24 protein-coding genes are annotated in these 22655 nt (G+C 39.2%); 22 read left to right on the forward strand and 2 right to left on the reverse strand.

Annotation, left to right across the window (positions count from 1 at the left end; translation table 11 throughout):
- Positions 1-123 precede the first annotated feature (123 nt).
- From F565_RS22315 to F565_RS0107500, 7 genes are all read left to right on the forward strand, one after another.
- Positions 124-1281, forward strand: coding sequence for a proline and serine-rich protein 1 family protein (locus F565_RS22315; protein WP_020212587.1), 1158 nt, complete (start codon positions 124-126; stop codon positions 1279-1281).
- A 105-nt stretch (positions 1282-1386) separates the two neighbouring features.
- Positions 1387-1605, forward strand: a complete 219-nt coding sequence (locus tag F565_RS23390) for a DUF2188 domain-containing protein (RefSeq protein WP_020212588.1) — start codon at positions 1387-1389, stop codon at positions 1603-1605.
- A gap of 177 nt (positions 1606-1782) precedes the next feature.
- Positions 1783-2211: an Hsp20/alpha crystallin family protein gene (locus F565_RS0107480; RefSeq protein ID WP_020212589.1), complete on the forward strand. Its 429-nt coding sequence runs from the start codon at positions 1783-1785 to the stop codon at positions 2209-2211.
- Between the two features lie 90 nt (positions 2212-2301).
- A complete protein-coding gene (locus tag F565_RS22840; protein ID WP_020212590.1) occupies positions 2302-2466 on the forward strand; it encodes a hypothetical protein in 165 nt (54 codons plus the stop codon).
- Between the two features lie 32 nt (positions 2467-2498).
- A complete protein-coding gene (locus tag F565_RS0107490; protein ID WP_020212591.1) occupies positions 2499-3665 on the forward strand; it encodes a glycosyltransferase family 2 protein in 1167 nt (388 codons plus the stop codon).
- 83 nt (positions 3666-3748) lie between these two features.
- On the forward strand, positions 3749-5080 hold the full coding sequence (locus F565_RS0107495) for a dihydrolipoamide acetyltransferase family protein (protein ID WP_026299941.1): 1332 nt from the start codon (positions 3749-3751) through the stop codon (positions 5078-5080).
- A 79-nt stretch (positions 5081-5159) separates the two neighbouring features.
- Positions 5160-7640: a T9SS sorting signal type C domain-containing protein gene (locus tag F565_RS0107500; protein WP_020212593.1), complete on the forward strand. Its 2481-nt coding sequence runs from the start codon at positions 5160-5162 to the stop codon at positions 7638-7640.
- Between the two features lie 47 nt (positions 7641-7687).
- Here the strand turns inward: F565_RS0107500 and F565_RS0107505 are convergent, their stop codons facing one another.
- Complete coding sequence (locus F565_RS0107505; protein WP_020212594.1) at positions 7688-8719, reverse strand: helix-turn-helix transcriptional regulator; 1032 nt, start codon at positions 8717-8719, stop codon at positions 7688-7690.
- A 281-nt stretch (positions 8720-9000) separates the two neighbouring features.
- Between F565_RS0107505 and F565_RS0107515 the strand changes: the two genes are divergently transcribed.
- From F565_RS0107515 to F565_RS0107585, 14 genes are all read left to right on the forward strand, one after another.
- Complete coding sequence (locus F565_RS0107515) at positions 9001-10515, forward strand: TROVE domain-containing protein (protein ID WP_020212596.1); 1515 nt, start codon at positions 9001-9003, stop codon at positions 10513-10515.
- Positions 10516-11847: 1332 nt separating this feature from the next.
- Positions 11848-13272 carry an RtcB family protein gene (locus F565_RS0107525; RefSeq protein WP_026299942.1) on the forward strand — a complete coding sequence of 475 codons (1425 nt, stop codon included), beginning with the start codon at positions 11848-11850 and terminating at the stop codon, positions 13270-13272.
- A gap of 76 nt (positions 13273-13348) precedes the next feature.
- The gene (locus tag F565_RS21315) at positions 13349-14008 is read left to right on the forward strand and encodes a M15 family metallopeptidase (RefSeq protein ID WP_169336017.1); all 660 of its coding nucleotides are present in this window, start codon (positions 13349-13351) and stop codon (positions 14006-14008) included.
- Between the two features lie 96 nt (positions 14009-14104).
- A complete protein-coding gene (locus tag F565_RS0107535; RefSeq protein WP_020212600.1) occupies positions 14105-14881 on the forward strand; it encodes a 3'-5' exonuclease in 777 nt (258 codons plus the stop codon).
- A 16-nt stretch (positions 14882-14897) separates the two neighbouring features.
- Entirely contained in the window at positions 14898-15509 is a 612-nt protein-coding gene (locus tag F565_RS0107540; RefSeq protein ID WP_020212601.1) for a fumarylacetoacetate hydrolase family protein, read from the forward strand.
- On the forward strand, positions 15509-15853 hold the full coding sequence (locus F565_RS0107545) for an Hpt domain-containing protein (RefSeq protein WP_020212602.1): 345 nt from the start codon (positions 15509-15511) through the stop codon (positions 15851-15853). Before F565_RS0107540 ends, F565_RS0107545 begins: the two co-directional genes overlap by 1 nt.
- Positions 15854-15856: 3 nt before the next feature.
- Complete coding sequence (locus tag F565_RS0107550) at positions 15857-17104, forward strand: competence/damage-inducible protein A (RefSeq protein ID WP_020212603.1); 1248 nt, start codon at positions 15857-15859, stop codon at positions 17102-17104.
- A gap of 80 nt (positions 17105-17184) precedes the next feature.
- Positions 17185-17421, forward strand: a complete 237-nt coding sequence (rpmB, locus tag F565_RS0107555; RefSeq protein ID WP_020212604.1) for a 50S ribosomal protein L28 — start codon at positions 17185-17187, stop codon at positions 17419-17421.
- Between the two features lie 27 nt (positions 17422-17448).
- Positions 17449-17631, forward strand: coding sequence for a 50S ribosomal protein L33 (rpmG, locus tag F565_RS0107560; protein WP_008253902.1), 183 nt, complete (start codon positions 17449-17451; stop codon positions 17629-17631).
- 12 nt (positions 17632-17643) lie between these two features.
- Positions 17644-17796: a DUF4295 domain-containing protein gene (locus tag F565_RS22640; protein ID WP_020212605.1), complete on the forward strand. Its 153-nt coding sequence runs from the start codon at positions 17644-17646 to the stop codon at positions 17794-17796.
- A 105-nt stretch (positions 17797-17901) separates the two neighbouring features.
- Positions 17902-18855, forward strand: a complete 954-nt coding sequence (gene ftsY / locus F565_RS0107570) for a signal recognition particle-docking protein FtsY (protein WP_020212606.1) — start codon at positions 17902-17904, stop codon at positions 18853-18855.
- A 14-nt stretch (positions 18856-18869) separates the two neighbouring features.
- Entirely contained in the window at positions 18870-20099 is a 1230-nt protein-coding gene (locus tag F565_RS0107575; protein ID WP_020212607.1) for a porin family protein, read from the forward strand.
- Positions 20100-20199: 100 nt separating this feature from the next.
- On the forward strand, positions 20200-20619 hold the full coding sequence (locus tag F565_RS0107580; RefSeq protein ID WP_020212608.1) for a lipocalin family protein: 420 nt from the start codon (positions 20200-20202) through the stop codon (positions 20617-20619).
- Positions 20619-20915, forward strand: a complete 297-nt coding sequence (locus tag F565_RS0107585; protein ID WP_020212609.1) for a DciA family protein — start codon at positions 20619-20621, stop codon at positions 20913-20915. The genes F565_RS0107580 and F565_RS0107585 overlap by 1 nt, the downstream gene beginning before the upstream one ends.
- A gap of 49 nt (positions 20916-20964) precedes the next feature.
- Here the strand turns inward: F565_RS0107585 and F565_RS0107590 are convergent, their stop codons facing one another.
- Positions 20965-21600, reverse strand: a complete 636-nt coding sequence (locus F565_RS0107590; protein WP_026299943.1) for a porin family protein — start codon at positions 21598-21600, stop codon at positions 20965-20967.
- A gap of 89 nt (positions 21601-21689) precedes the next feature.
- Here F565_RS0107590 and xerD point away from each other — a divergent pair, with 89 nt between their 5' ends.
- On the forward strand, positions 21690-22595 hold the full coding sequence (gene xerD / locus F565_RS0107595; protein ID WP_020212611.1) for a site-specific tyrosine recombinase XerD: 906 nt from the start codon (positions 21690-21692) through the stop codon (positions 22593-22595).
- Positions 22596-22655 lie beyond the last annotated feature (60 nt).

Consider the following 22655-nt stretch of genomic DNA (forward strand, 5'->3'; position numbering starts at 1 on the left):
TTAGGTATATTGTTATAAAATATTATTTTTGGCATATAAATTGTTTAATAACTATTAAATGGTGTTAATTTTACCACCAAAAAAACCAATTTTATAAAATATTAACCTATAAAGTATAACACCATGAAAAACATTACTTTACTATTTATTGCGCTCTTATTAAATTCATTTGCAGGCAGTGCCTATGGTATTGCTTTGGGTAATCTTACAATTTTTAGCGAAGATGGCTCTCGTTTTTATCTCGAAATTAACGGGCAGCGTTACAACACTATTGCTCAAACTAATGTGCGTATTGAGGGTTTACCTAACCCATATTATACCTGCAGGATAGTTTTTGCTGATGCCAATAAGAAAGTGTTGCCCAATAAAAATATTATGCTGGCCGATGATAACGGTGTTATGCAGGATGTAACTTATTATATAAGGAAAGACAGGAAGGGGAGGCGAAATCTTAAGTTTCACTCTTTTGTACCTGTACAGCAAAATAATGTAAGGCCGGCTAATTGTGCCGTATACCAGTTTGGTACGCCAAACAATATGATAATAAAGCCGGATGGTACTTATTGCGGTCAGCAGGTTGCACAGGGTGGTTCTAATGGAGACTCTTTTGGGGTTAATGTAAATATGGGAGGCGTAGGCGTAGGTGTAAATGTAAATGCGCCGGGCCAGGGAACAACTACCACTACTACGACTACAACAACCACGACATCCGGTAATAGTTATGGGCAAAATTCAGGAAACCACCATGGCAATGGTTCTAATAATGGTGGTTACGGTAATGGTAATAATAATAATAATAATAACGGCAATTATGGCAACGGTAATGGCAATTACAATAACGGAAATAATAGCGGCTACAACAACGGTAATGGCAATTACAATAACGGAAATAATAGCGGCTACAACAACGGTAATGGCAACAATAATAACAACAGCGGTGGTACTGTAGTGCTTAACGGCGATGGTACAGATGCGAAAGGTGTATGCCGTGCGCCTATGAACCCTGCCGACTTTGAAGTTGCTAAAGCGGTTGTGAGTAATAATAAGTTTGATGATACCCGTATATCTACTGCTAAAGAGGTTTTAAGAGCTAATTGTGTTTCGGCGGCGCAAATATTGTCGCTCGTAAATTTAATGACGTTTGAAGATAATAAGCTTGATCTTGCTAAATTTGCTTATACCTACTGCCTGGATAAAAATGTCTATTTTAAAGTGACTTCGGCATTTACGTATGAACACTCGAAAGAAGAGCTAAACGACTACATTAAGACTGTGCAATAGGGTTGTGTTAATTTCGCAATTGTTTTCGTAAAATTATAATTTCTTTAATACTCTGTGCGTTAGGTGCTTTGTATTTTTGTGTATGTATAATTTAATATTTAAGTTATGATAGCACGTAAAATATACCACGTTACGACTAATGGTAACCTTGGATGGAAAAGCATGATGGAAAATTCCTGTCGTACATCAGTTTCAGGAATAAGTAAGCAAGACGTTGTTAATCGTACTATAGCAATGGCAAAACACCACGCTAAGTGCTCAGTAGTAATACATAAGCGTGATGGATCTATAGAGGAAGAAAAAACGTATCCTATAAATAGCTAACCGTATATATCATAAAATAGAGAAGCCACCTTTACGGTGGTTTTTTCTATTAAGAAAAAAGTGAAAATGACAAAACGACATAAAACGCGACATTTTGTCATCTATTTTTATATTGGAATAAATCTTGACTATACCTTATCAAATCAGTAAGATTTATAACATTTAAAATATAAAAACATGAACGTAGTAAAACGCAATTACAGCAACGGATACCCGGTAGTGATGGATCAATTTTTTAAAGACATTTTAGGTGGAACCCAATACACTCAAAAGGCGGTACCACCAGTAAACATTAAGGAAACAGAGCAGTCATTCACTATTTCTTTAGTGGCTCCGGGGCTTAAAAAAGATGCCTTTGCAATAGAAGTGGATAAGAAATTATTAACGATATCGCACACAGTAGCGGTTGAGGAAGTTAAAGAGGGGGATGGTCAATATACAAGGAAAGAATTTACCCAAAACTCGTTTAAAAGGTCGTTCACTTTACCGGAGAATGTAAATGAGACCGACATAAATGCAGTGTACCAGGATGGTGTATTAAATATTACACTTCCTAAAAAAAAAGAAGCACAACAGGAAACAAAAAGAGTGATTGAGGTTTTATAATGATTGATTGGTTAGTTAAGAAAGCGCCCCGCAACGGGCGCTTTTTTGTTGGTATTTGTTTACAGTTCATTAAATTGCTATCTTTATATTATGGATACTAAAGACGAAAAATATAATTTAGAGAATATTCCGGATAAACTTTGGGATGCTATTCCTGACGATTTTAAAAAATCAGTTGATAAAAATATAGATCAAAAGCTAAAGGGGGATGTGAAGCCTGAAAAGAATGATACATTGAAAAATGACATTGCTTAACTAAGAACAGGCCAAATTACTATCTTTGCCGCATGCAGTTATCCGTTATTATTCTTAACTACAATGTCCGCTTTTTTTTAGAGTTATGTGTGCTTAGTGTGCAACAGGCCATTAAAGGGCTTGATGCCGAAATAATCGTGGTAGATAATAATTCTCCCGATGATAGCTGTAGCATGATAAAAGAACGTTTTCCGCACATTACCCTAATAGAAAATAAAGAAAATTCAGGTTTTCCTAAGGGAAACAATATAGGTGTGGCAGCCGCCAAAGGCAAATACGTTTGCATACTTAACCCCGATACTGTTGTTGCAGAGGATACCTTTTCAAAAATTTTAGCATTCGCTGTGGCGCAAAGCAATTTTGGTATTGCAGGTTCCAAACTTATAGATGGTCGCGGACAGTTTTTGCCCGAAAGTAAACGCGGTGTGCCAACCCCCTGGGTTGCTATTACAAAAATTGGTGCGCTATATAAGGCTTTCCCAAAATTTAATTTATTTAACCGTTACTACGCCCAGCATGTTCCCGAAAATGAGAATGGTAAAGCAGATATTCTTGTAGGGGCTTTTATGCTTATGGAGCGCGAGCTTTACCTTGATGTGGGTGGGTTTGACGAAGACTGCTTTATGTATAGCGACGATATAGACCTGTCGTACACTGTACTAAAAAAAGGGCTTGATAATTATTATTTTGCAGGAACATCTGTCATACATTATAAAGGGGAGAGTACCGTTAAGGACGGTGCTTACATGAACCGCTTTCGCGAAGCCATGCAGTTTTTTTACCGTAAGCATTTTAAGCAGTCGGCTGTTTTTGATGTGCTTATGCGTGCAGGAACGCTTGTTTTTGCGCTTGCCAAGAAAAACAAAAAAGCTCCAGTATACAATCTGCAGCAGTATATATTAATTTCTGATGACGAGGTGTTGCGCGAAACCCTGCAAAGCCAATTGCAAAAAAATGTGCTGCGAACTACCGCATTTAAAACAGATGCCTTATTTTTACATAACAATGGCACTGAAATAATTTTTGACAATGCGTTTATAAATTTTGGCAACATAATTAGTTTTATGGAAACCTATAAGGCTAATGGTTTTACTTATAAAATAAAGCCTGCAAATGCCGCTTTTATGTTAGGTAGCAACAGTAGTAACGATAGGGGTGAGGTAATAAAGCTTGAAAATTTTATTGCAAAAAATGTCTAAAAATTACATACAAAAAAGCGTTGACTCATTTTTTTTATTAAATTCGCAAACATAAATACCAATTTCACCTTTAGGTTAACGATATGGCAAAATTTGAACTAAGATTACCCAAGATGGGTGAGAGTGTTGCAGAGGCAACCATTACTAACTGGTTAAAAAAGGTGGGCGACCACATTGCGGCAGATGAAGCTGTGCTGGAAATTGCTACCGACAAGGTAGATTCAGAGGTGCCATCAGAAGTTTCGGGTACGCTGTCTGAAATATTTTTTAAGGAAAATGATGTTGTGCAGGTAGGCCAGATCATTGCATATATAGAAACAGAGGGTGGCGTTGTAGTAGATGCACCAAGCGAAGAAACTACAGCCGCTAATATTGATATAGCCGCAGTAGAGAAAACTTTTGAAACTGCTAAAGACATTATTGCAGCCCCGCTTGATTTTTCTGATTCAGAGAAATTCTATTCGCCACTGGTTAAGAACATAGCAAAAGAAGAAGGTATCTCATTAGCCGAACTGGAAACTATTGCAGGTTCCGGCAAAGATGGCAGGGTTACTAAAAGCGATATATTAGAGTATGTGTCTAAAAGACAAACTCAAAGCCCCCTAATCCCCCAGGGGGGAACTCCGCAGGCAGCAACCAAACCTGAAACTTCAAACTTTAAACCTGAAACTGTTGCAGCTAAGGTTGCGCCGGTATCAGTAAACGGGCAGGACGAAATTGTAGAGATGGACCGTATGCGCAAGCTTATATCAGGCTACATGGTGCAGAGTGTGCAAACGTCGGCTCACGTGCAGTCGTTTATAGAGGTAGATGTTACCAATATTGTAAAATGGCGTGATAAGGTTAAAACCGCATTCGAGAAGAGGGAAGGCGAGAAGCTTACTTATACCCCCATATTTATGGAGGCTGTAGCTAAAGCGTTAAAAGACTATCCGGGGCTTAACATATCTATAGATGGTGACTACATTATTAAAAAGAAAAATATAAACCTGGGTATGGCAGCAGCCCTGCCTAATGGTAACCTTATAGTGCCGGTTATTAAAAATGCCGACCAGCTTAACCTTGTGGGCATGGCAAAAGCTGTGAACGACCTTGGTAACCGTGCGAAGGCCGGCAAACTAAAGCCGGATGATACACAGGGCGGTACTTATACGGTTACAAATGTGGGTACTTTTGGCAGTGTGTTTGGTACGCCTATCATTAACCAGCCGCAGGTAGGTATACTTGCACTGGGTGCCATACGTAAAGTGCCTGCCGTTATAGAAACTCCGGAGGGTGATTTTATAGGCATTCGCCAAAAAATGTTCCTGTCGCACAGCTACGACCACCGTGTGGTAGATGGTGCTTTGGGAGGGTCTTTTGTAAAACGCGTAGCCGAATATCTTGAAGCATTTGATGTGAACAGGGATTATTAAATCTCTTAAAATAAATTATATAAGAGCCTCATTTTTGGGGCTCTTTTTGTGTAATATTGTGGCACCAATCAATAAAACAATGAATAATAAAATTACCTTTCTTATAGCGTTGCTATTTTCTCTGATTTTTAATGCCGCGTATGCACAGGATGGCGCTAACGACCCTACTTTTAATCCTACAGATACTGGTTATGGTAATGGAGCAGACGGATATATCACTAGTGCATCGGTACAATCAGATGGCAAAATTATTATTGCCGGATCTTTTTCACATTATAGTACACAGGATAGAAAATGTATTGCACGTGTTAATACAGATAAAACTTTAGATACATCTTTTAATGTGGGTACGGGGGCCAATGAAATAGTAAGTACTACTGCAATATTATCTGATGGAAAAATACTTATAGGCGGAAATTTTACAAATTATAACGGCTTTGCAGTTAATAAAATAGTGAGAATAAATACAGATGGTAGCCTTGATACAACATTTAATGCACCCGGTATTGGTTTGCAAAATGATATATCAAAGCTAATTGTTCAGCCTGATGGGAAAATAGTAGTTATTGAAAACTCTTCATATTTTGATCCGGTTTTAACCAGTAAAATTGTTCGTTTAAATGCAGATGGCAGCACAGATAATACATTTGTCCCGGGTATAGCTATTGGCATCAGTTTAAGAAATATGGCTGTACAACCAGATGGGAAAATTATAGTTGTTGGAGATTTTTCTCTTTTTAACGATGAGCCCCATAATAAAGTTGTTAGACTTAATTCTGACGGTACTTTAGATACTGCATTTAATCCTACTTATGCGGGTGAGTATCCATCAGCTGTAGCAGTTTTAAACAATGGTAAATTCTATATAGGCGGAGTTGCCTACCGTGTAGATAATATCCTGGTTTCCGGAATTCAGCGTTACAATGAGGATGGAAGTACAGATGCTACTTTTACTACAGATGCAAATACTAATCCACTATATGTAGTTGACATATTAACCCTACCCAATGATAAAATAATTACCGTTGGCGGTGTCTTGAGCAGGCTTAATGCAGATGGCAGTACAGATAATAGTTTTGTAAATGGTGGTTTTGACTACGGATCGGCAAATGCATTAGCAAGAACGCCGGATGGTAAATTAGTTATCACTGGTGATTTTGCAGCATATAATGGTTATACAGAAAGTTATATTGTAAAGATAAACGAAGATGGTTCAAACGATACTTCCTTTACATTAGGTAATGGCACGGGAGCAGATAACGGGATAACTGCTACAGTAAGCCAAGCTGACGGCGGAATTCTGATTATGGGTTATTTTAAACATTACAATGGTGTTGCTAGAAATGGTTTTGCCAGGATAACTGAAGACGGAATATTAGATGAAACTTTTAATCCAATTATAGGTGCTAACGAAAAAGTACATGCTACTGCATCTGCACCGGATGGTAAAGTGTATATTCAAGGTATTTTTGAAATTTCAGGCGGCGTGACTGTAAATGCATTAAGACGTCTTAACGCAGACGGAACATTAGATACGAGCTTTGACACTGGCCTTGGTTTTACTTCGAGATATGGACCTCTTGACTCATCAATGGTTCTTGAAATACAGCCGGACGGTAAACTACTTGTAGCCGGACATATTCTTTCTTACAACGGAGTGTCTGCAGGTCAGGTTATACGCATTAATACGGATGGCAGCCTGGATACATCTTTTAATATGAGTGTAGTATCTGTGCATGATGAAAGAAATATAAGATTTATAAAAGTATTGCCAGAGGAAGGAAAAATCTATGTTGTGGGCGAAAGTACAAACGGAGCCGTGCAAAATACAGTTACGCGACTTAACAGTAACGGTAGTCAGGATAATTCATTTACACCAATTACCAGCGAATCATTAAGAAATATAGAAGCTTTTACTATACAGCCCGATGGTAAAATATTAATTGGCGGATTAAATATTGAAGATGCAGTTTCTAACATGTTTCTGCGTTTTAATAGCGATGGTACTCCCGATATTGTGTTTTTTGATGGGTTAAGTAATTATGTACAGTTGATCTGTCCTCAGCAGGATGGAAAAATAATTTTAACGGGGATGTTTGATAACGGACCCGACCGTCCAAAAAATATGATTAGAATAAATAACGACGGAACTCTGGACGATACTTTTGTGACACAATCATACTATATAAACGATATAAGAGGGATTGTTCAGCAGGAAGATAAACTGGTAATAGCCGGATATTTTACTACATATGGTTCCGCAGGCCGTAACCGCATTGCCCGTATAATGAGTAGCGGCAGCATGGGAACAAATACACCGGAAGCTGTTAATAATAATGTTATTGCCTACAGGAATAATGATGCGCTACAAATAACATCATCAAACCAGGTTATAAAAAGCGTGCAGGTGTATGACCTTGCAGGCAGGTTATTATCAGATGATAACAATGTAAATGCTATAAATACATCTATAGAAGATTTAGCACCAGCGCGTAAAATACTTATAGTAAATATAAAATTGGCAGATGGTACATCAGTTTCTAAAAAGTTGTATTACTAAATAAAAATTAAGCTACACTATGAGGTCCCGCCATTTGGCGGGACTTTTTATTTTACATCCTTTACTTGCTCCACATAATGCTTTACGGCATTTTCTACCCTGCGTTTTATACGTGCCTGCAGGTTGCGCGGCGACATCACCTTTACACATTCGCCAAAGCCAAGTATTTCTTTTTCGAGCTCAAAATTAAGCACCACATCTATACGGATAATTATACCGTCTTCATTTTCGCTAAGCACTACCTGCGAGTGGTGCAGTGGTTTTGTAATAACATAAGGTGCATTTGTTTTATCAAACTTAAGGATAACCCTGTGTGCACGGTCGCGTTCAGATTTTGTTACACCTATAAGGTCGTTGAAGTACCTCTCAAAATCTATCCCTTCATATTCTAAATAAGGCTCTCTGGTAAGCGGCTGAAATTCCACTATCCTGTCTAACGCCATTGTGTGCAGGTGTGGGGTCTTTTTGCGTTTGGTTATAAGGAACCAGCGGTTGCGGTGTTCTTTAAGCAGGTAAGGGTAATAAATTTCTTTACTTGGCTTAAGTGCTTTAAACGACCGATACTCTATAAGCAACGGCATTTTATTAAGAATGGCCTGGTATAATGGGTTTATATGCTCTATACCCTTCAGCTTTTTGTTATCATCAAACTGTATAAAATTCTTTGTCTTTTTAGCCGACTTATTAACGTTATTCTCCAGTTTGGCAATAAGTTCGCTCATTTCATCAAAGTAATTAAAACCGTTAAGCTGTTTTAATACACTAACAATTTCCTTCATCTTATCCATATCGGCATCATTAATGCGCGACTTGGTAATGCTGTAATTAGCATCTTCATAAATATAAAAACGCTTATCGGTAACAATAATAGGGGCATTGTACCCCAGGCTGTCGCTGCGCATAACCTGAATGTCGGCCTGTATGGTGCGCTTGCTTACACCGCTGGTAATTCCTTCATATTCGTAAAGTGCATTAGCTACCTTTTCTATAATATCATCCAGTGTCCATTTCCTAAAGCGGTTTTTAAGGCACTCATCTATGGTTTTATAGCGCAGCAAGGCAAGTTTATTAGTAGCCATATTATCGATTTAAGCTTTTTTAGTTGAAATGATACCGTCAAAAATAAGCAAATTTCTGTTTTACTGCGCAATGTAGCTGCGCAGTAAAATTTTTAATGTGATAAAAGGGCGTAAATATTTTTTTAATTCGCTTGTAATCAACGTGTTTAAAAATAAATTTAAAATAGTTTGTACTGCGCATTTTCACTGCGCACCTGTGCATGCATATTTGCAATGTCAGGATGAGACAACAAATACTCTCCTAAACAACAGCAAGATAACTAACCTAAAAGATTTGTATTATGAAATTCAATTTTTTAAACAGGCAAAAAAACGTAACCGTAAACCATGAAGGAGCAAAGGCATACAAAATGACTCCGGAACTCGAACTGTATGCTGCCGTTGTAACAACCGGATTGAATGATACATTTTACGAATCAGGTAATGTAAGGCTTGAAAGAATAAAAGCACTGATAGTACAATGCGATGCTCAGTTTGTAGCTAAACTGGCAATATATGCAAGAAAAGAAATGTACCTGCGATCTGTACCAATGGTATTGCTGGTAGAACTTGCAAAACAGGCACAGGGCACTGCGGTGGTAAGTAAATCGGTAAGCAATGTTATACAGCGTGCCGATGAGATAACAGAGTTGCTTTCGTACTACCAGGTAGCCAACCAAAGAACCGGTACCAAGAAACTGAACAGCTTGTCTAAACAGGTGCAAAAAGGCCTTGCGGCTTCCTTTAATAACTTTGATGAATACCAGTTTGCCAAATATAACCGTGCAACCGATGTTAAGCTTAGGGACGCTTTGTTCCTGGTGCACCCTAAAGCAAAAGATGAGGCACAGCAAACCATATTTAATAAAATAGCTGCCAATACACTGGCTACACCTTATACATGGGAAACAGAACTGTCTGAACTTGGTAAGACCAGGTTTGAGAATGCAGAACAAAAGAAAAGGGCTGTGGCTGCTAAATGGGGCGAGCTTATAGAGAGCAAAAAAGTGGGCTATATGGCACTTATGCGGAACTTAAGGAACATTGTTGAAGCAGAAGTATCGGCAGAACATATACAGATGGTATGCGATTATATAGCCAACGAAAAGGCCGTTATGGCATCAAAACAATTACCGTTCAGGTTCCTTGCCGCCTACAGGGAAATAAAAACCCTTCAAACAGGTTATACATCGGCTATACTAAGTGCGCTTGAAGATGCTGTAATGCACAGTGCCAAAAATATTAAAGGCTTTGGCTTTGGTACATCGGTAGTAATTGCGGCAGACGTTTCCGGGTCTATGCAGCAGCCGGTATCGGCAAAGAGTAAAGTGCAATTGTATGATATAGGCCTTATGCTTGCCATGCTGTTGCAGTCGCAATGTAAAAATGTGGTAACCGGTATGTTTGGCGATACATGGAAGATAATCAACATGCCACAGCGCAATGTACTTGCCAATGTTTTGGAATTTTACAGGCGGGAAGGCGAAGTAGGGTATGCTACCAATGGTTATAAAGTTATAGATGACCTGATAGTAAGAAAACAAAAAGCCGATAAGGTAATGTTGTTTACAGATATGCAAATGTACAGCGATAATGGCCTGGGCTATTTTGAAACTTCATGGATGCGATACAAAGCAATAGCGCCAAATGCTAAATTGTATTTATTTGATTTGGCAGGCCATGGTGCACAGCCGCTTGATGTAAGGCGCAACGATGTTTACCTAATAGCAGGCTGGAGCGACAAGATATTTGATGTGCTTTTTTCTATGGAAGATGCAGGTAATGCACTAACTAAGATAAACAGCATAGAGTTGTAATAAAAACGCTTTAATTATTGCCTGTTAGCAGGGTTAAAGGTTAGGGTTGTGGGGATATCTGGGAGGAATTGCAGTATTCTATGATGGAATGGCTATAACCGCATGCAGGTTCGATTCCTGCTATCTGTAAAGATAGGTGCCCGAATAGGTAAAGGCTTGGAATATATGCGCCTCTCAGAGCCTTACATTTTTAAATTGAAATAAACAGGTGCCGTAAATAAGGGTTACTTCGCCATTCACGCCCTTGGTCGCGGGTTCGATCCCCGCCTTATCCCGACTCTGTTTACAGATCGGGTATGTAGCTCAGTTGGTTAGAGCAAGGATACAGTCCCTTTTTGTTTTTTGCCCTGTTAAAATATAAGTAGTGCTCCCGTAGCCAACGGATGTTGCGGGAGTTTATAAAAAATTAAAGTAAACGGCAGGTGTCGCAGATAAGGATTTCTTCGTCTTGGGTAGCGCAATGCAGGTTCGAATCCTGCTGCTATTGCTAACGCACAAGCATAGTCTAAAACAGGATATGACTCGTTAGTAAGGTCTTATCACTATATAACCCTGCTGAGTTTATTGTAGCAGTTCCCGCAACAGGATGGATGTTGCGGGAACATACAAAAGAGATTAAAAAGTAAGTGCCGTTACAAAGGGTTTCATCGTTGTGTCGTGGGTTCAATTCCCATCATTATTGGGTTTAGGCCCTGGTAATGTAGCTCAGCCGGTTAGAGCAAACACTCTCGGTAATTGTTGCCTTATGCAGTAGCTCTCCCGTGGCCGGCTGGATGCTGCGGGAGATTAATAAAATCAGGAATACTACCCGTTCAGGGTAAATAAAATACCGGTAAGTGTCGTAATTAAGGGTTACTTCGTTGGTTATTGCGGGTTCGAGTCCCGTCGCTGCTACTGTAAAGTTGCAGCGTTACAGTCCCTTTTTGCCTGTTGCCTTACCACCATTATACAGGATGCCGTAAGTGTGGGATACTTCGTCTCAACTCAGGGGAGGAATAGCGCAGCCGTTTTATGCGGCAAGGCTATCCGGTTCGACTCCGGCGCCGACACGCCCCATCATGCCCGCACCACCCTTTGCTCCTGTAAAAATATTAAGATGCCGTTTACAAAGCGTTACTTCGCCCGGCTGAATAGTTTGGGGTAACACCCGGCTATGCAGGTTCGAATCCTGCAAGTACAAAAGCGCTTGTTGCCATTGCTCTTAATAATAAGAGTGCCGTTGTTATGTGTTACTTCGAGTCAAAGAAAAACCCACACATTACACTTATTGCCTCTTTATTAATTTATTATTATTTAAAAAAAACTAATTTTAAACATCAAACCCATACCATTATGGAAACTTTAATAAACGGAAACGAATTACTAAACGCAGGGTATCAGCGAGGTGGCATATTAGGCTTTGCCTTAAAAATTGCCAACTCTAAATTTACAAGTCAACCAAAAGAAGATGTGATAGCTCTTTTTAAAAAAGTAAAAGACTATCCTGAAAGTTTTCTTGATGATGAGGTATTGCAGCCATTGGCATCGGCCATGATAGAAGAGGCAAATGCACCGGTAGAGGAAACCATCCCGCTAAAAGAAGAGGGTAGTCCTTACATAATATATGGCGAAGGCCAGATAGAGCAGGGTGCTAAAAACCAGATGGATATAGCCATGAAATTGCCTGTAACCGTTGCAGGAGCGTTAATGCCCGATGCCCACCAGGGTTATGGCTTGCCAATAGGCGGGGTACTGGCTACAAAAAATGCTATTATACCTTATGGTGTTGGGGTAGATATAGGCTGCCGTATGGCACTGTCTGTGTACGACATTCCCGAAGAGCACTTTCTGCTTAACGAAGCAAAATACAAAAGGGAGCTTATAGCGCATACTAAATTTGGCGCGGGGCATGGAAATCACGGCAGGTATAAAGCAGACCACAATGTGCTCGACAGCAACGATTTTAATCTTACTCCTTTTATAAAAAAGCTGCACGATAAAGCCTGGTCGCAATTAGGAACATCGGGCGGGGGTAACCACTTTGTAGAATTTGGTATTATAGAATTCCCGGAGCGCGATGAGGTGCTAAATATTGATAAAGGCCGTTACGTAGCATTGCTTACACACTCGGGTTCAAGAGGCTTTGGTGCAACTGTGGCGGGGCACTACACCCAGCTTGCCAAACAGCTATGCAAGCTGCCTAAAGAAGCTGCTAACCTGGCCTATCTTGACCTGGACTCTCAGGAAGGGCAGGAGTACTGGATAGCCATGAACCTTGCAGGCGATTATGCTTCGGCATGCCATCAGGTAATACACGATAAGTTAAAAGCGGCGCTTGGCGCACAGGTACTTGCTAAAGTAGAGAACCACCATAACTTTGCCTGGAAAGAAATGCTAAATGGCGAAGAGGTTATTGTGCACCGTAAAGGCGCTACACCTGCGGCTAAAGGTGTTATGGGTATTATTCCGGGAAGTATGACCGCACCGGGATTTTTAGTAAGAGGTAAGGGAGAGGCAAATGCTATAAACTCGGCATCGCATGGTGCAGGCAGGCAAATGAGCCGTACCCAGGCTATAAAAAGCATTACAAAAGACGATATGAGGCAGGTGCTCAAAGACCACGGTGTATCATTAATAGGTGCCGGGCGCGATGAAGCACCTATGGCTTACAAAGATATTAATGCCGTTATGGCATCGCAGACTGACCTTGTAGATGTTGTGGCAAAATTTACCCCAAAACTGGTACGTATGGCCGATGATGGAAGCAGGGAAGATTAATCTTATTACAATATTTTTTAAAGCAGCCTCATTTTGAGGCTGTTTTTTTATGTTTATATTTGTTTTTTACCATTATATGAAAATCCTGAAAAACATATTTCTGTTAAGTCTTATTGTACTGCTTTGTTCGGCAGTGGCAAAAGATCCGTTAGCTAACTTCAGCGAAAGCGATACACTTATACATCAGGATACGGTAAAAGAGTGGAGGGAAATCAACTTCGATTCGCTAAACATTGTTAATAGAATGGCTTATGCAGACACGGCTAACTTTATGCACGAAAAAATATATCCGTGCGCGCGCTGTTTCCTGCGCCCCGAAGTGGCCGATGCTTTAGAGAAAGCTAATGAAGCAGCACAGGATAAAGGGTATAAACTTATAATTTATGATTGCTACCGCCCGTATGGTTACCAGCATAAAATGTATGAAATTGTAAACAACCCACTTTATGTTGCCAAGCCCGGAAAAGGTTCTAACCACAACCGCGGTGCCGCAATAGACCTTTCCCTTACTGATGCCGAGGGTAACCTGCTCGACATGGGTGGTGCCTTTGATGACTTCTCTGAAATTTCACACTACGGTGCCACAGGAATTTCTAAAGCTGCTAAGAAGAACCGTAAGCTGCTGCGCAACATTATGGTTAAAGCCGGTTTTACACCATACGAAAATGAATGGTGGCATTTTGACTACCGACAAAAGCGCTATCCTACGGCAGGCTTTAAATGGGATTGTAAATAGTTTAGCCAGTCCATTGCATTTTTACCTGCAAATAGCGGCATAAAATCTTCTTTTTAAATATTTCTAAGCCTATATTTGTATTAGACAAATTAAAATATGGAACTTAAACTGAACAGGCCAATTTGTTTTTTTGACCTTGAAACAACCGGTACAGATATTTGCAAAGACAGAATTGTAGAGATCTCAATATTAAAAGTATATCCTAACGGAAATAAAGAAAGCAGGACCTGGCTGGTAAACCCGGAAAGGCCTATACCTGTGCAAACAATTGCTTTTCATGGTATAACCGATGACAAAGTGGCTAACGAGCCTACCTTTAAGCAGCTTTCGCACCAGATATACAGCCTTATTAAAGATTCTGACCTTGCAGGATATAATTCTGACAGGTTTGATATTCCTTTACTGGCAGAAGAGCTGCTTCGTGCAGGCCTTGATTTTGATATGAAAAACCGAGTATCGGTAGATGTGCAAACTATCTTCCACAAAAAAGAAGAGCGTACCCTTAGTGCTGCCTATAAGTTTTACTGCGGGCAGATACTGGAAAATGCGCATAGTGCAGAGGCTGATACTAATGCAACTTACGAGATTTTAAAATCGCAGTTAGACCGTTATGAAGACCTTGATAACGATATGAAATCACTATCTGAATTTACAACCCGTAAAAAGGCGGTAGATTTTGCCGGTTTTATTGCATTAGACGAAAATGGCGAGGAGATATTTACTTTTGGCAAGCATAAAAATGCAAAGGTAAATAAAGTGCTGGAACAGGAGCCGGGCTACTATGGCTGGATTCAGAATGCTGATTTCCCGCTGTATACAAAAAAAGTGCTTACGGCTATTAAGCTGAGAAAATTAAATAACAAACTGGCATAACCATTCGCTGTATAGTATGAAGATTATTTGCGTAGGGCGTAATTATGCCGACCATATAGAAGAGCTAAAAAACGAAAGGCCACAGGAGCCTGTACTTTTTATGAAGCCGGATACGGCGGTGCTGCAAAAGCAGTTTCCGTTTGTAATACCGGAGTTTAGTAATGAGGTGCACCACGAAATAGAGCTTGTGGTAAAAATTAATAAAGTAGGCAAGTACATAGATGCTAAATTTGCCCATAAATATTATGATGAGGTAACGGTAGGTATAGATTTTACCGCCCGCGACCTTCAGGATAAACTTAAGGCAAAAGGACTGCCGTGGGAAAAAGCCAAAGCTTTTGACGGATCGGCAGTTATAGGTGATTTTGTGCCGAAAACAGATTTTGAATCGTTAGATAATGTTAACCTGCAGCTTACCAGTAATGGTAACATAGTGCAAAATGGCAATACCCAAAGCATGCTTTGGAAAGTAGATGAGCTTATTGCAGAAATATCGCAATATTTTACGCTAAAAACGGGCGATGTAATTTTTACCGGAACCCCAAAAGGCGTTGCAAAAGTGAGCCCCGGCGATGTGCTTGAGGGCTTTTTAGAAGATAAAAAATTATTTAAGGTACAGGTAAAATAATGGCACTCAACTACAATTTAACTAAGGTATATGCAATTTCAGATAACGATACTGAATTTGCAAAGCAAATAGTGACGCTTTTTAATGAGGAGGTTCCGGCAGAAGTGAAAAATATTCGCAGCGGACTCAAGGAAAAAGATCACAACAAAGTATATCATGCCGCCCATAAAATTAAGCCAACGCTTGATTTGCTGGGTATGGACCTGGCGTATGAAGATGTGCTGGCTATAGAAAGCTGGAGCAAGGCAGAGGGTAAAAAGAAAGAAATTAAAGATGTTGTTAAAAACCTTAAAAATCTGGTAGGGCTTACTGTAAAAGAGCTTAAAAAAGATTACAACCTGTAGCTTATGAAAGCAGCCGTTGTTACCGTAGGCGACGAAATACTTATTGGCCAGATAACCGATACCAATTCGGGATACATTGCCAAGGCGCTCGATAAAATAGGTATTGGCGTGTTCGAAATGCTGTCTGTAAGCGATGACAGGCAGCATATAATTGATACCCTTGCTTTTTTACAAAACAGGGTAGACGTTGTTATTATTACCGGTGGCCTGGGCCCTACTAAAGATGATATTACCAAGAAAACCCTTTGCGAATATTTTGATGACCACCTTGTGGTTAACGAGCAGGTGCTTGTGCATGTGGTAGCACTTATAGAGAAGGCAATGCAAAGGCCGGCGTCTCAAATGAATAAAGACCAGGCACTCGTACCGTCTAAAAGTACAGTGCTGCATAATGCCGTAGGTACTGCGCCGGGAATGTGGATGAAGCGGGGCAATACCGTTTATATTTCCTTGCCGGGTGTACCTTACGAAATGAAATACCTTATAGATAATGAGGTGGTGCCAAAGCTGGTAACCGAGTTTGAGAGGCCTTATATTATACATAAAACTATAATGACCTACGGGCAGGGCGAAAGCCTTGTAGCAGAGCGTATAGAAGACTGGGAGAACAATTTGCCGGATTTTATAAAGCTGGCATACCTGCCTGCCCCCGGCAAGGTGCGCTTAAGGCTTAGTGCCCGCGGTACCGATGAAATTTTACTGCGCAACAGTATAGAAACCGAAGCAGCAAAACTTGATGGCCTTATTGGTGATATTATTGTGGGCTATGATGAAAATGAAACTATAGAGGTTGTTTTAGGCAGGCTGCTTACGCAAAATAAATTAACCCTTGCTGCCGCCGAAAGTTGTACCGGGGGTAAAATTGCACAGGTGTTAACGAGTGTGCCGGGGTCATCGGCTTATTTTAAAGGTAGTGCCGTAACCTATGCAACACAGGCAAAAATAGATATCCTGGGTGTGCCAAAAGAGCTTATAGAGGCAAATAGTGTGGTTAGTGCACCCGTTGCAGAGGCTATGGCGGCCAATGCTAAAAAAATCTTTCGTGCTGATTATGCGATTTCTACAACCGGAAATGCAGGCCCCGATAAGGGTGAGGCAGATGCCGAAGTAGGTACGGTATACATTGGCATTGCCACGCCTACAGGGGTTTACAGCAAAAAACTGGAACTGGGGCAGCCGCGTGAAAAAGTAATAGAGAGGGCGGCAGGTAAAGCACTGGAAATGATTTATCAGGAAATTTTAAAAAACTAACTGATTGTATTTGCGTAGTACTTTTATTTTTTGTTTCTTTGCACCCTGAATTTGAATAACGATATAAAAGCGAGAAAATAATGTCAAGAGTTTGTGCCCTTACCGGTAAAAGAGCGATGGTTGGAAACAATGTTTCCCACGCTATGAATAAAACTAAGAGAAAGTTTAGTGTAAACTTAGTGAAGAAGCGTTTTTATCTTCCTGAAGAAGACAGGTGGATCACTCTTAGGGTAGCTGCTTCTACTATCAAGACAATTAACAAAAATGGTATAGCTGCAGTTTTGAAAGAAGCTAAAGCTAACGGATTTATTAAATAATCCTTACCCAAATACATATACAGCAAGATGGCAAAGAAAGGCAACAGAATCCAGGTGATTTTAGAATGTACTGAGCATAAGACTTCAGGCGTTCCGGGTACTTCAAGGTATATTACCACAAAAAATAAAAAGAATACTCCTGACAGGTTAGAGATTAAAAAATTTAATCCTATTTTGAAGAGAGTGACTGTACATAAAGAAATAAAATAATAGTATTAAGTCATGGCAAAGAAAACCGTAGCATCGTTACAAACATCTTCAAAAAGGTTAACTAAGGCAATCAAAATGGTAAAATCGCCTAAAACAGGCGCTTATACTTTTGTTGAAAGCGTAATGGCTCCTGAAGAAGTGGATACTTTTCTTAAAAAGAAATAATTATCCGTACCAATATATAGAAAAGCTACTTTCAAATACTGAAAGTAGCTTTTTTATTTTTTATCTTTACCCTCGGAAAAAACAAAGACTATTTCTTACAAACCTATGAATTTCTTTAAAAAAATATTTTCTTCCGAAAAGAAAGAGACCCTTGATAAGGGGCTCGAAAAAACGAAGACTTCCTTTTTTTCTAAACTTACTAAAGCCGTTGCAGGAAAATCATCTGTAGATGATGAGGTGCTGGATAACCTTGAGGAAATCCTCGTAGCATCAGACGTTGGCGTAGATACCACCCTTAAGATCATAACGCGTATAGAGGAGCGTGTATCGCGCGATAAGTATGTGGGTACAGATGAGCTTAACCGTATATTAAGGGAAGAAATTGCAGGATTACTATCTGAAACCCATTCGGGCGAAGCTACAGAATTTGAAATACCGGCTAATAAAAAACCGTATGTTATTATGGTTGTAGGGGTTAATGGTGTAGGTAAAACTACAACCATTGGCAAACTTGCAAACCAGTTTAAAAAAGCAGGTTATAGTGTTGTTCTTGGTGCGGCAGATACCTTTAGGGCTGCGGCTATAGACCAGCTTCAAATTTGGGCCGACAGGGTGGGCGTGCCTATAGTAAGGCAGCAAATGGGCAGCGACCCGGCATCTGTAGCGTTTGATACGTTGCAAAGCGCCGTGAGCCAAAATGCCGATGTTGTTATTATAGATACTGCCGGGCGGCTACACAACAAAGTTAATTTAATGAACGAGCTTACCAAAGTAAAAAGGGTAATGCAAAAGGTTATTGATGATGCACCACATGATGTGCTGTTAGTGCTTGATGGCTCTACAGGGCAAAATGCTTTTGAGCAGGCTAAACAGTTTACTGCTGCTACAGAGGTTACTTGCCTGGCTGTTACTAAACTTGATGGTACGGCAAAGGGTGGTGTTGTAATAGGTATATCAGACCAGTTCCAGATACCTGTTAAATACATAGGAGTAGGCGAAGGTATAGAAGACCTGCAGGTATTTAACAAATATGAGTTTGTAGATTCGTTCTTTAAATAGATTCCATTCGCTTCATGAAGATAGTTACCTGGGTTACCTGTTTTTTGTTTTGTATAGTTAGTAGTGCGCAGGATGTTAAGGGGTATTATGTATTAAATGCCAAAACCAGGGTTGAAGGCTATTTTAAAAATACAGACTTTACCGATATATCTACTCTTGAATTTAAATCCTCATTGTTTAGCGATTATAAGACTATAGATATTGCACAGCTAACCGAATACGGTATGGGCAATAATTTTAAGTTTAAAAAGCTTACCATAAAATACGATAAATCTGATATTTATGATGACAGGCTAAGTACTGTAAAAGATCCTGAATGGGTTGAGGTTACTGCTTTTTTAAATATTATTGCCGAGGGTAGTGCTGTGTTATATTCTTATGTTAGCCCGCACGGCACAAAATTTTTTTACAGTACCAGGGAAAATGAAAATCCACAGCAGTTTATTTATAAAAAATATAAGGAGGATGGGCAAATAGCTGTAAATAATAATTTTAGGCAGCAATTATTTTCTAATCTTAATTGTGGTAATTTAAGTATAAGTAGTTTTTATGATATTGAATATACAAAAAACAGCCTTACATCTTATATAGAAAAATATAATTCCTGCAAGGGCTCAAAGACCGCTTTATATTCTAACAATTACCATCAAAAATCTAACTTTAAACTTACCATTTTTGCAGGTGTCTACAATACGTCATTTGGTATAAAAAATGCTAACCCTAAAATTAAAAATAATAGCTCTGTTACTTATAGTTTAGGTGCCGAGGCTGCTGTAACAGTAGCGTCTGGCCGTGCAGATATTTTTGGGAGGCTGGAGTATGAAAATGTTTCTGCAGATGCGAGTGGTACTGCCTATCAGGGTTATAATACGCTTACACATGTATATAAAATTAATACCGGTTTAGTAAATTTACACCTTGGACCGCGTTATAATTTACTTATTAATGATAATAATAAGCTTTTTGTAGATGCAGCTATAGTATTTAATTTTCCTTTAAAAAAATCTATTAACCGTGACAGCTACACTCTTACAGGAACGCAGTATACCTACGGAGGGCATGACGCAACATATAATCTTTCTACAGCTATAAGCGGCAATATAGGTATAGGTTATGTTTTTGGCAATAAATTTGGGGTAGACTTGCGCTATAAAACTAATCGCAATATGTTTAATGGTGTTTCTACTGGTTATACTACACATTTAAGTGGGTTAGGCCTTAGCATTAGGTATACTGTAAATTAATAAGGGTTGCAATGCAAAAAAAATATGTTTAAATCTTTAGCATATTAACTATTTGCAGAAATTTTTTAATGCCTAAATTTGCCTCCTGAATTATATTTACATGAAAAAAATTGCCCTGCTGCTTTTTACATCCTTTGCTATATTTTCATGCAGCAATAAGGTAGATATTGATGATCTGTCTAAAATTAACGGTTACTGGGAAATAGAATCGGTTATAATGCCTGATGGAAATGAGAAGGATTATACAGTAAACCCTACCATAGATTATTTTGAAATTAAAGGTAAATCAGGTTTCCGTAAAAAGGTAATGCCTCAGTTTGATGGTAGTTACAGGGTAAACGACCTTTCTGAAAAGATAACCATTATACAGAAAGATAATAAAGTTTACATGGATTATGCCACTAATTATGCCAAATGGCAGGAAGAGTTAGTAGAGCTTGATCATGACTTACTTGTGGTAAAAAACCAGCATGGCATAGAATACCACTATAAAAAACCAAAACCTTTTTCTGTAAAATAATGGCAAAGCGGCTTAACGAAAACAGCTCTATAGGCGATGTGCTTAAAGAGATCATGCAGGTTAATAACCTGCAGCAGGGAATGGATAAGATAGATGTGCGCGATGCCTGGAAAAGCTTAATGGGTAATGGCGTTAATAACTATACCCGCGAAATTATGCTAAAGGGTACCACGCTTTATGTAGAGCTTACATCGGCAGTATTACGTGAGGAGTTAAGTTACGGCAAGGCAAAGATAGTTAGCATGATTAATACCGAACTGGGCCGGGAAGTGGTTAAAGATGTGGTATTACGATAACAACAAAAGGCTGCATGTAGCAGCCTTTATATTTTATTTTTGATTGGTATTAGAATTTAAATCCTACGCCTAACTGGAAAACAGAGTTTTGTATGTTTGCATCTTTAGCAATATCTGTAAGGTCTCTTACGTATCTTGCAGTTGCAAATAAACCGCTTTCAGTCTGGAAAGTAAGTCCACCTGCTGCACCTACCTGGAATGTTTTAAAATCAGGAGCTGCCGGGTTGTCTTCTAAATCAATATCACCGTTGTCAGAATTTGGGTTAAAATCAAACTCATCATTTACAAGGAAGCTAAACTGTGGCCCTACCTCTATGCTAAGCCCTTTTACAATGTAAAATTTAGCTAATACCGGTACATTGATATAATCTAACTGTAGCTCTGCTTTATCGCCGTCACTGCCCCTAAAATCATATTCGGCACCCTGACCAGAATATAACGCCTCTACCTGTACAGAAAATATATCTGCGACAGGGATCTCTGCAAATGCTCCTACATGAAAACTTGTCCTTGAGTCCGGGCTATCAATATCGCCACCATCAAGTGTTGCAAAGTTTACACCACCTTTTACACCAAAGCTTACAGCCATAGAATCTTTGTTGCTTGCATCTTCCTGAGCATTTGCTACACTTACAGCACCTAATAAAAGTGCACTTACAGATAATAATTTAAATAGTTTCATCATTAAATAGTTTTAGTTTTGTGAGTTCAAAATTATATCAATAGTATTGCTGTAATTCCGAAGGAATTCTTAATTCACATAACTTTAACCGTATGAAAAGCTGGGTTAAATACATAAACGACTACAAATCCTACCTTAAAATAGAGCGTGGGCTATCGGTTAATTCGGTTACAAATTATGCGTTTGATATGCAAAAGCTAACTGATTACCTGACTGATAACTCTATTAATGTGTCGCCTGTAAATATTACAGATGATACCCTGCAACAGTTTATTTATGATGTATCATCTCAGGGATTAAGTGCGCGGTCCAGGGCACGGTTAATTTCGGGTCTTAAGAGTTTTTTTAACTTTTTAGTGTTCGAAGACTACCGAAAAGACATGCCAATGGAGCTTATTGAAGTGCCAAAAATAGGCAGGAAGTTGCCCGATACGCTTTCTACAGCCGAAATAGACAGCCTTATTGCAGCGATAAATCTTAGTACTGCCGAGGGCGAACGCAACCGTGCCATACTGGAAACCTTATATAGTTGTGGGCTTAGGGTATCAGAACTGGTTACATTAAGGTTGTCAGATCTTTTTTTCGATGAAGGTTTTATTAAAATTACCGGTAAGGGCAACAAGCAAAGATTTGTACCTATAGGCAGTTTTACTCAAAAATATATCGATCTGTATACAACAACTATACGCCCACATTTAAATATTAATAAGGGGCATGAAGATACTTTGTTTTTAAACAGGTGGGGCAGAGGGCTAACCAGAGCTATGGTATTTACAATTATAAAGCAGTTAGCTGTAAAAATAAATTTGCAAAAAAGTATTAGCCCGCACACATTCAGGCACTCATTTGCAACACATTTACTCGAAAACGGTGCCGATCTTAGGTCTATACAGCTTATGCTGGGACACGAATCTATAACAACAACTGAAATTTATGTGCATCTTGACCGAAAATTTCTTAATATTGTGTTAAATAAGTACCATCCAAGAAAAAACTAACTTTTTTTGAGATATATGGATAAAAAATATTTTTATTTAAGTATCTAAGCTTATTTTTGT

Source organism: Flavobacterium rivuli WB 3.3-2 = DSM 21788 (genome assembly GCF_000378485.1).
Classification (GTDB): Bacteria; Bacteroidota; Bacteroidia; order Flavobacteriales; family Flavobacteriaceae; genus Flavobacterium; species Flavobacterium rivuli.

Excerpts from the sequence above, each read along its gene's own strand:
- F565_RS0107575 (WP_020212607.1), top strand. The coding sequence starts at position 18,870 with ATGAAGATAGTTACCTGGGTTACCTGTTTTTTGTTTTGTATAGTTAGT.
- F565_RS0107500 (WP_020212593.1), top strand. The coding sequence starts at position 5,160 with ATGAATAATAAAATTACCTTTCTTATAGCGTTGCTATTTTCTCTGATT.
- F565_RS22315 (WP_020212587.1), top strand. The coding sequence starts at position 124 with ATGAAAAACATTACTTTACTATTTATTGCGCTCTTATTAAATTCATTT.
- F565_RS0107550 (WP_020212603.1), top strand. The coding sequence starts at position 15,857 with ATGAAAGCAGCCGTTGTTACCGTAGGCGACGAAATACTTATTGGCCAG.
- F565_RS0107545 (WP_020212602.1), top strand. The coding sequence starts at position 15,509 with ATGGCACTCAACTACAATTTAACTAAGGTATATGCAATTTCAGATAAC.
- F565_RS0107585 (WP_020212609.1), top strand. The coding sequence starts at position 20,619 with ATGGCAAAGCGGCTTAACGAAAACAGCTCTATAGGCGATGTGCTTAAA.
- F565_RS22640 (WP_020212605.1), top strand. The coding sequence starts at position 17,644 with ATGGCAAAGAAAACCGTAGCATCGTTACAAACATCTTCAAAAAGGTTA.
- rpmG (WP_008253902.1), top strand. The coding sequence starts at position 17,449 with ATGGCAAAGAAAGGCAACAGAATCCAGGTGATTTTAGAATGTACTGAG.
- F565_RS0107525 (WP_026299942.1), top strand. The coding sequence starts at position 11,848 with ATGGAAACTTTAATAAACGGAAACGAATTACTAAACGCAGGGTATCAG.
- F565_RS0107580 (WP_020212608.1), top strand. The coding sequence starts at position 20,200 with ATGAAAAAAATTGCCCTGCTGCTTTTTACATCCTTTGCTATATTTTCA.
- xerD (WP_020212611.1), top strand. The coding sequence starts at position 21,690 with ATGAAAAGCTGGGTTAAATACATAAACGACTACAAATCCTACCTTAAA.
- F565_RS0107490 (WP_020212591.1), top strand. The coding sequence starts at position 2,499 with ATGCAGTTATCCGTTATTATTCTTAACTACAATGTCCGCTTTTTTTTA.
- F565_RS0107515 (WP_020212596.1), top strand. The coding sequence starts at position 9,001 with ATGAAATTCAATTTTTTAAACAGGCAAAAAAACGTAACCGTAAACCAT.
- F565_RS21315 (WP_169336017.1), top strand. The coding sequence starts at position 13,349 with ATGAAAATCCTGAAAAACATATTTCTGTTAAGTCTTATTGTACTGCTT.
- F565_RS0107505 (WP_020212594.1), bottom strand. The coding sequence starts at position 8,719 with ATGGCTACTAATAAACTTGCCTTGCTGCGCTATAAAACCATAGATGAG.
- F565_RS0107495 (WP_026299941.1), top strand. The coding sequence starts at position 3,749 with ATGGCAAAATTTGAACTAAGATTACCCAAGATGGGTGAGAGTGTTGCA.
- F565_RS0107540 (WP_020212601.1), top strand. The coding sequence starts at position 14,898 with ATGAAGATTATTTGCGTAGGGCGTAATTATGCCGACCATATAGAAGAG.
- F565_RS0107590 (WP_026299943.1), bottom strand. The coding sequence starts at position 21,600 with ATGATGAAACTATTTAAATTATTATCTGTAAGTGCACTTTTATTAGGT.
- F565_RS22840 (WP_020212590.1), top strand. The coding sequence starts at position 2,302 with ATGGATACTAAAGACGAAAAATATAATTTAGAGAATATTCCGGATAAA.
- F565_RS0107480 (WP_020212589.1), top strand. The coding sequence starts at position 1,783 with ATGAACGTAGTAAAACGCAATTACAGCAACGGATACCCGGTAGTGATG.
- rpmB (WP_020212604.1), top strand. The coding sequence starts at position 17,185 with ATGTCAAGAGTTTGTGCCCTTACCGGTAAAAGAGCGATGGTTGGAAAC.
- F565_RS0107535 (WP_020212600.1), top strand. The coding sequence starts at position 14,105 with ATGGAACTTAAACTGAACAGGCCAATTTGTTTTTTTGACCTTGAAACA.
- ftsY (WP_020212606.1), top strand. The coding sequence starts at position 17,902 with ATGAATTTCTTTAAAAAAATATTTTCTTCCGAAAAGAAAGAGACCCTT.
- F565_RS23390 (WP_020212588.1), top strand. The coding sequence starts at position 1,387 with ATGATAGCACGTAAAATATACCACGTTACGACTAATGGTAACCTTGGA.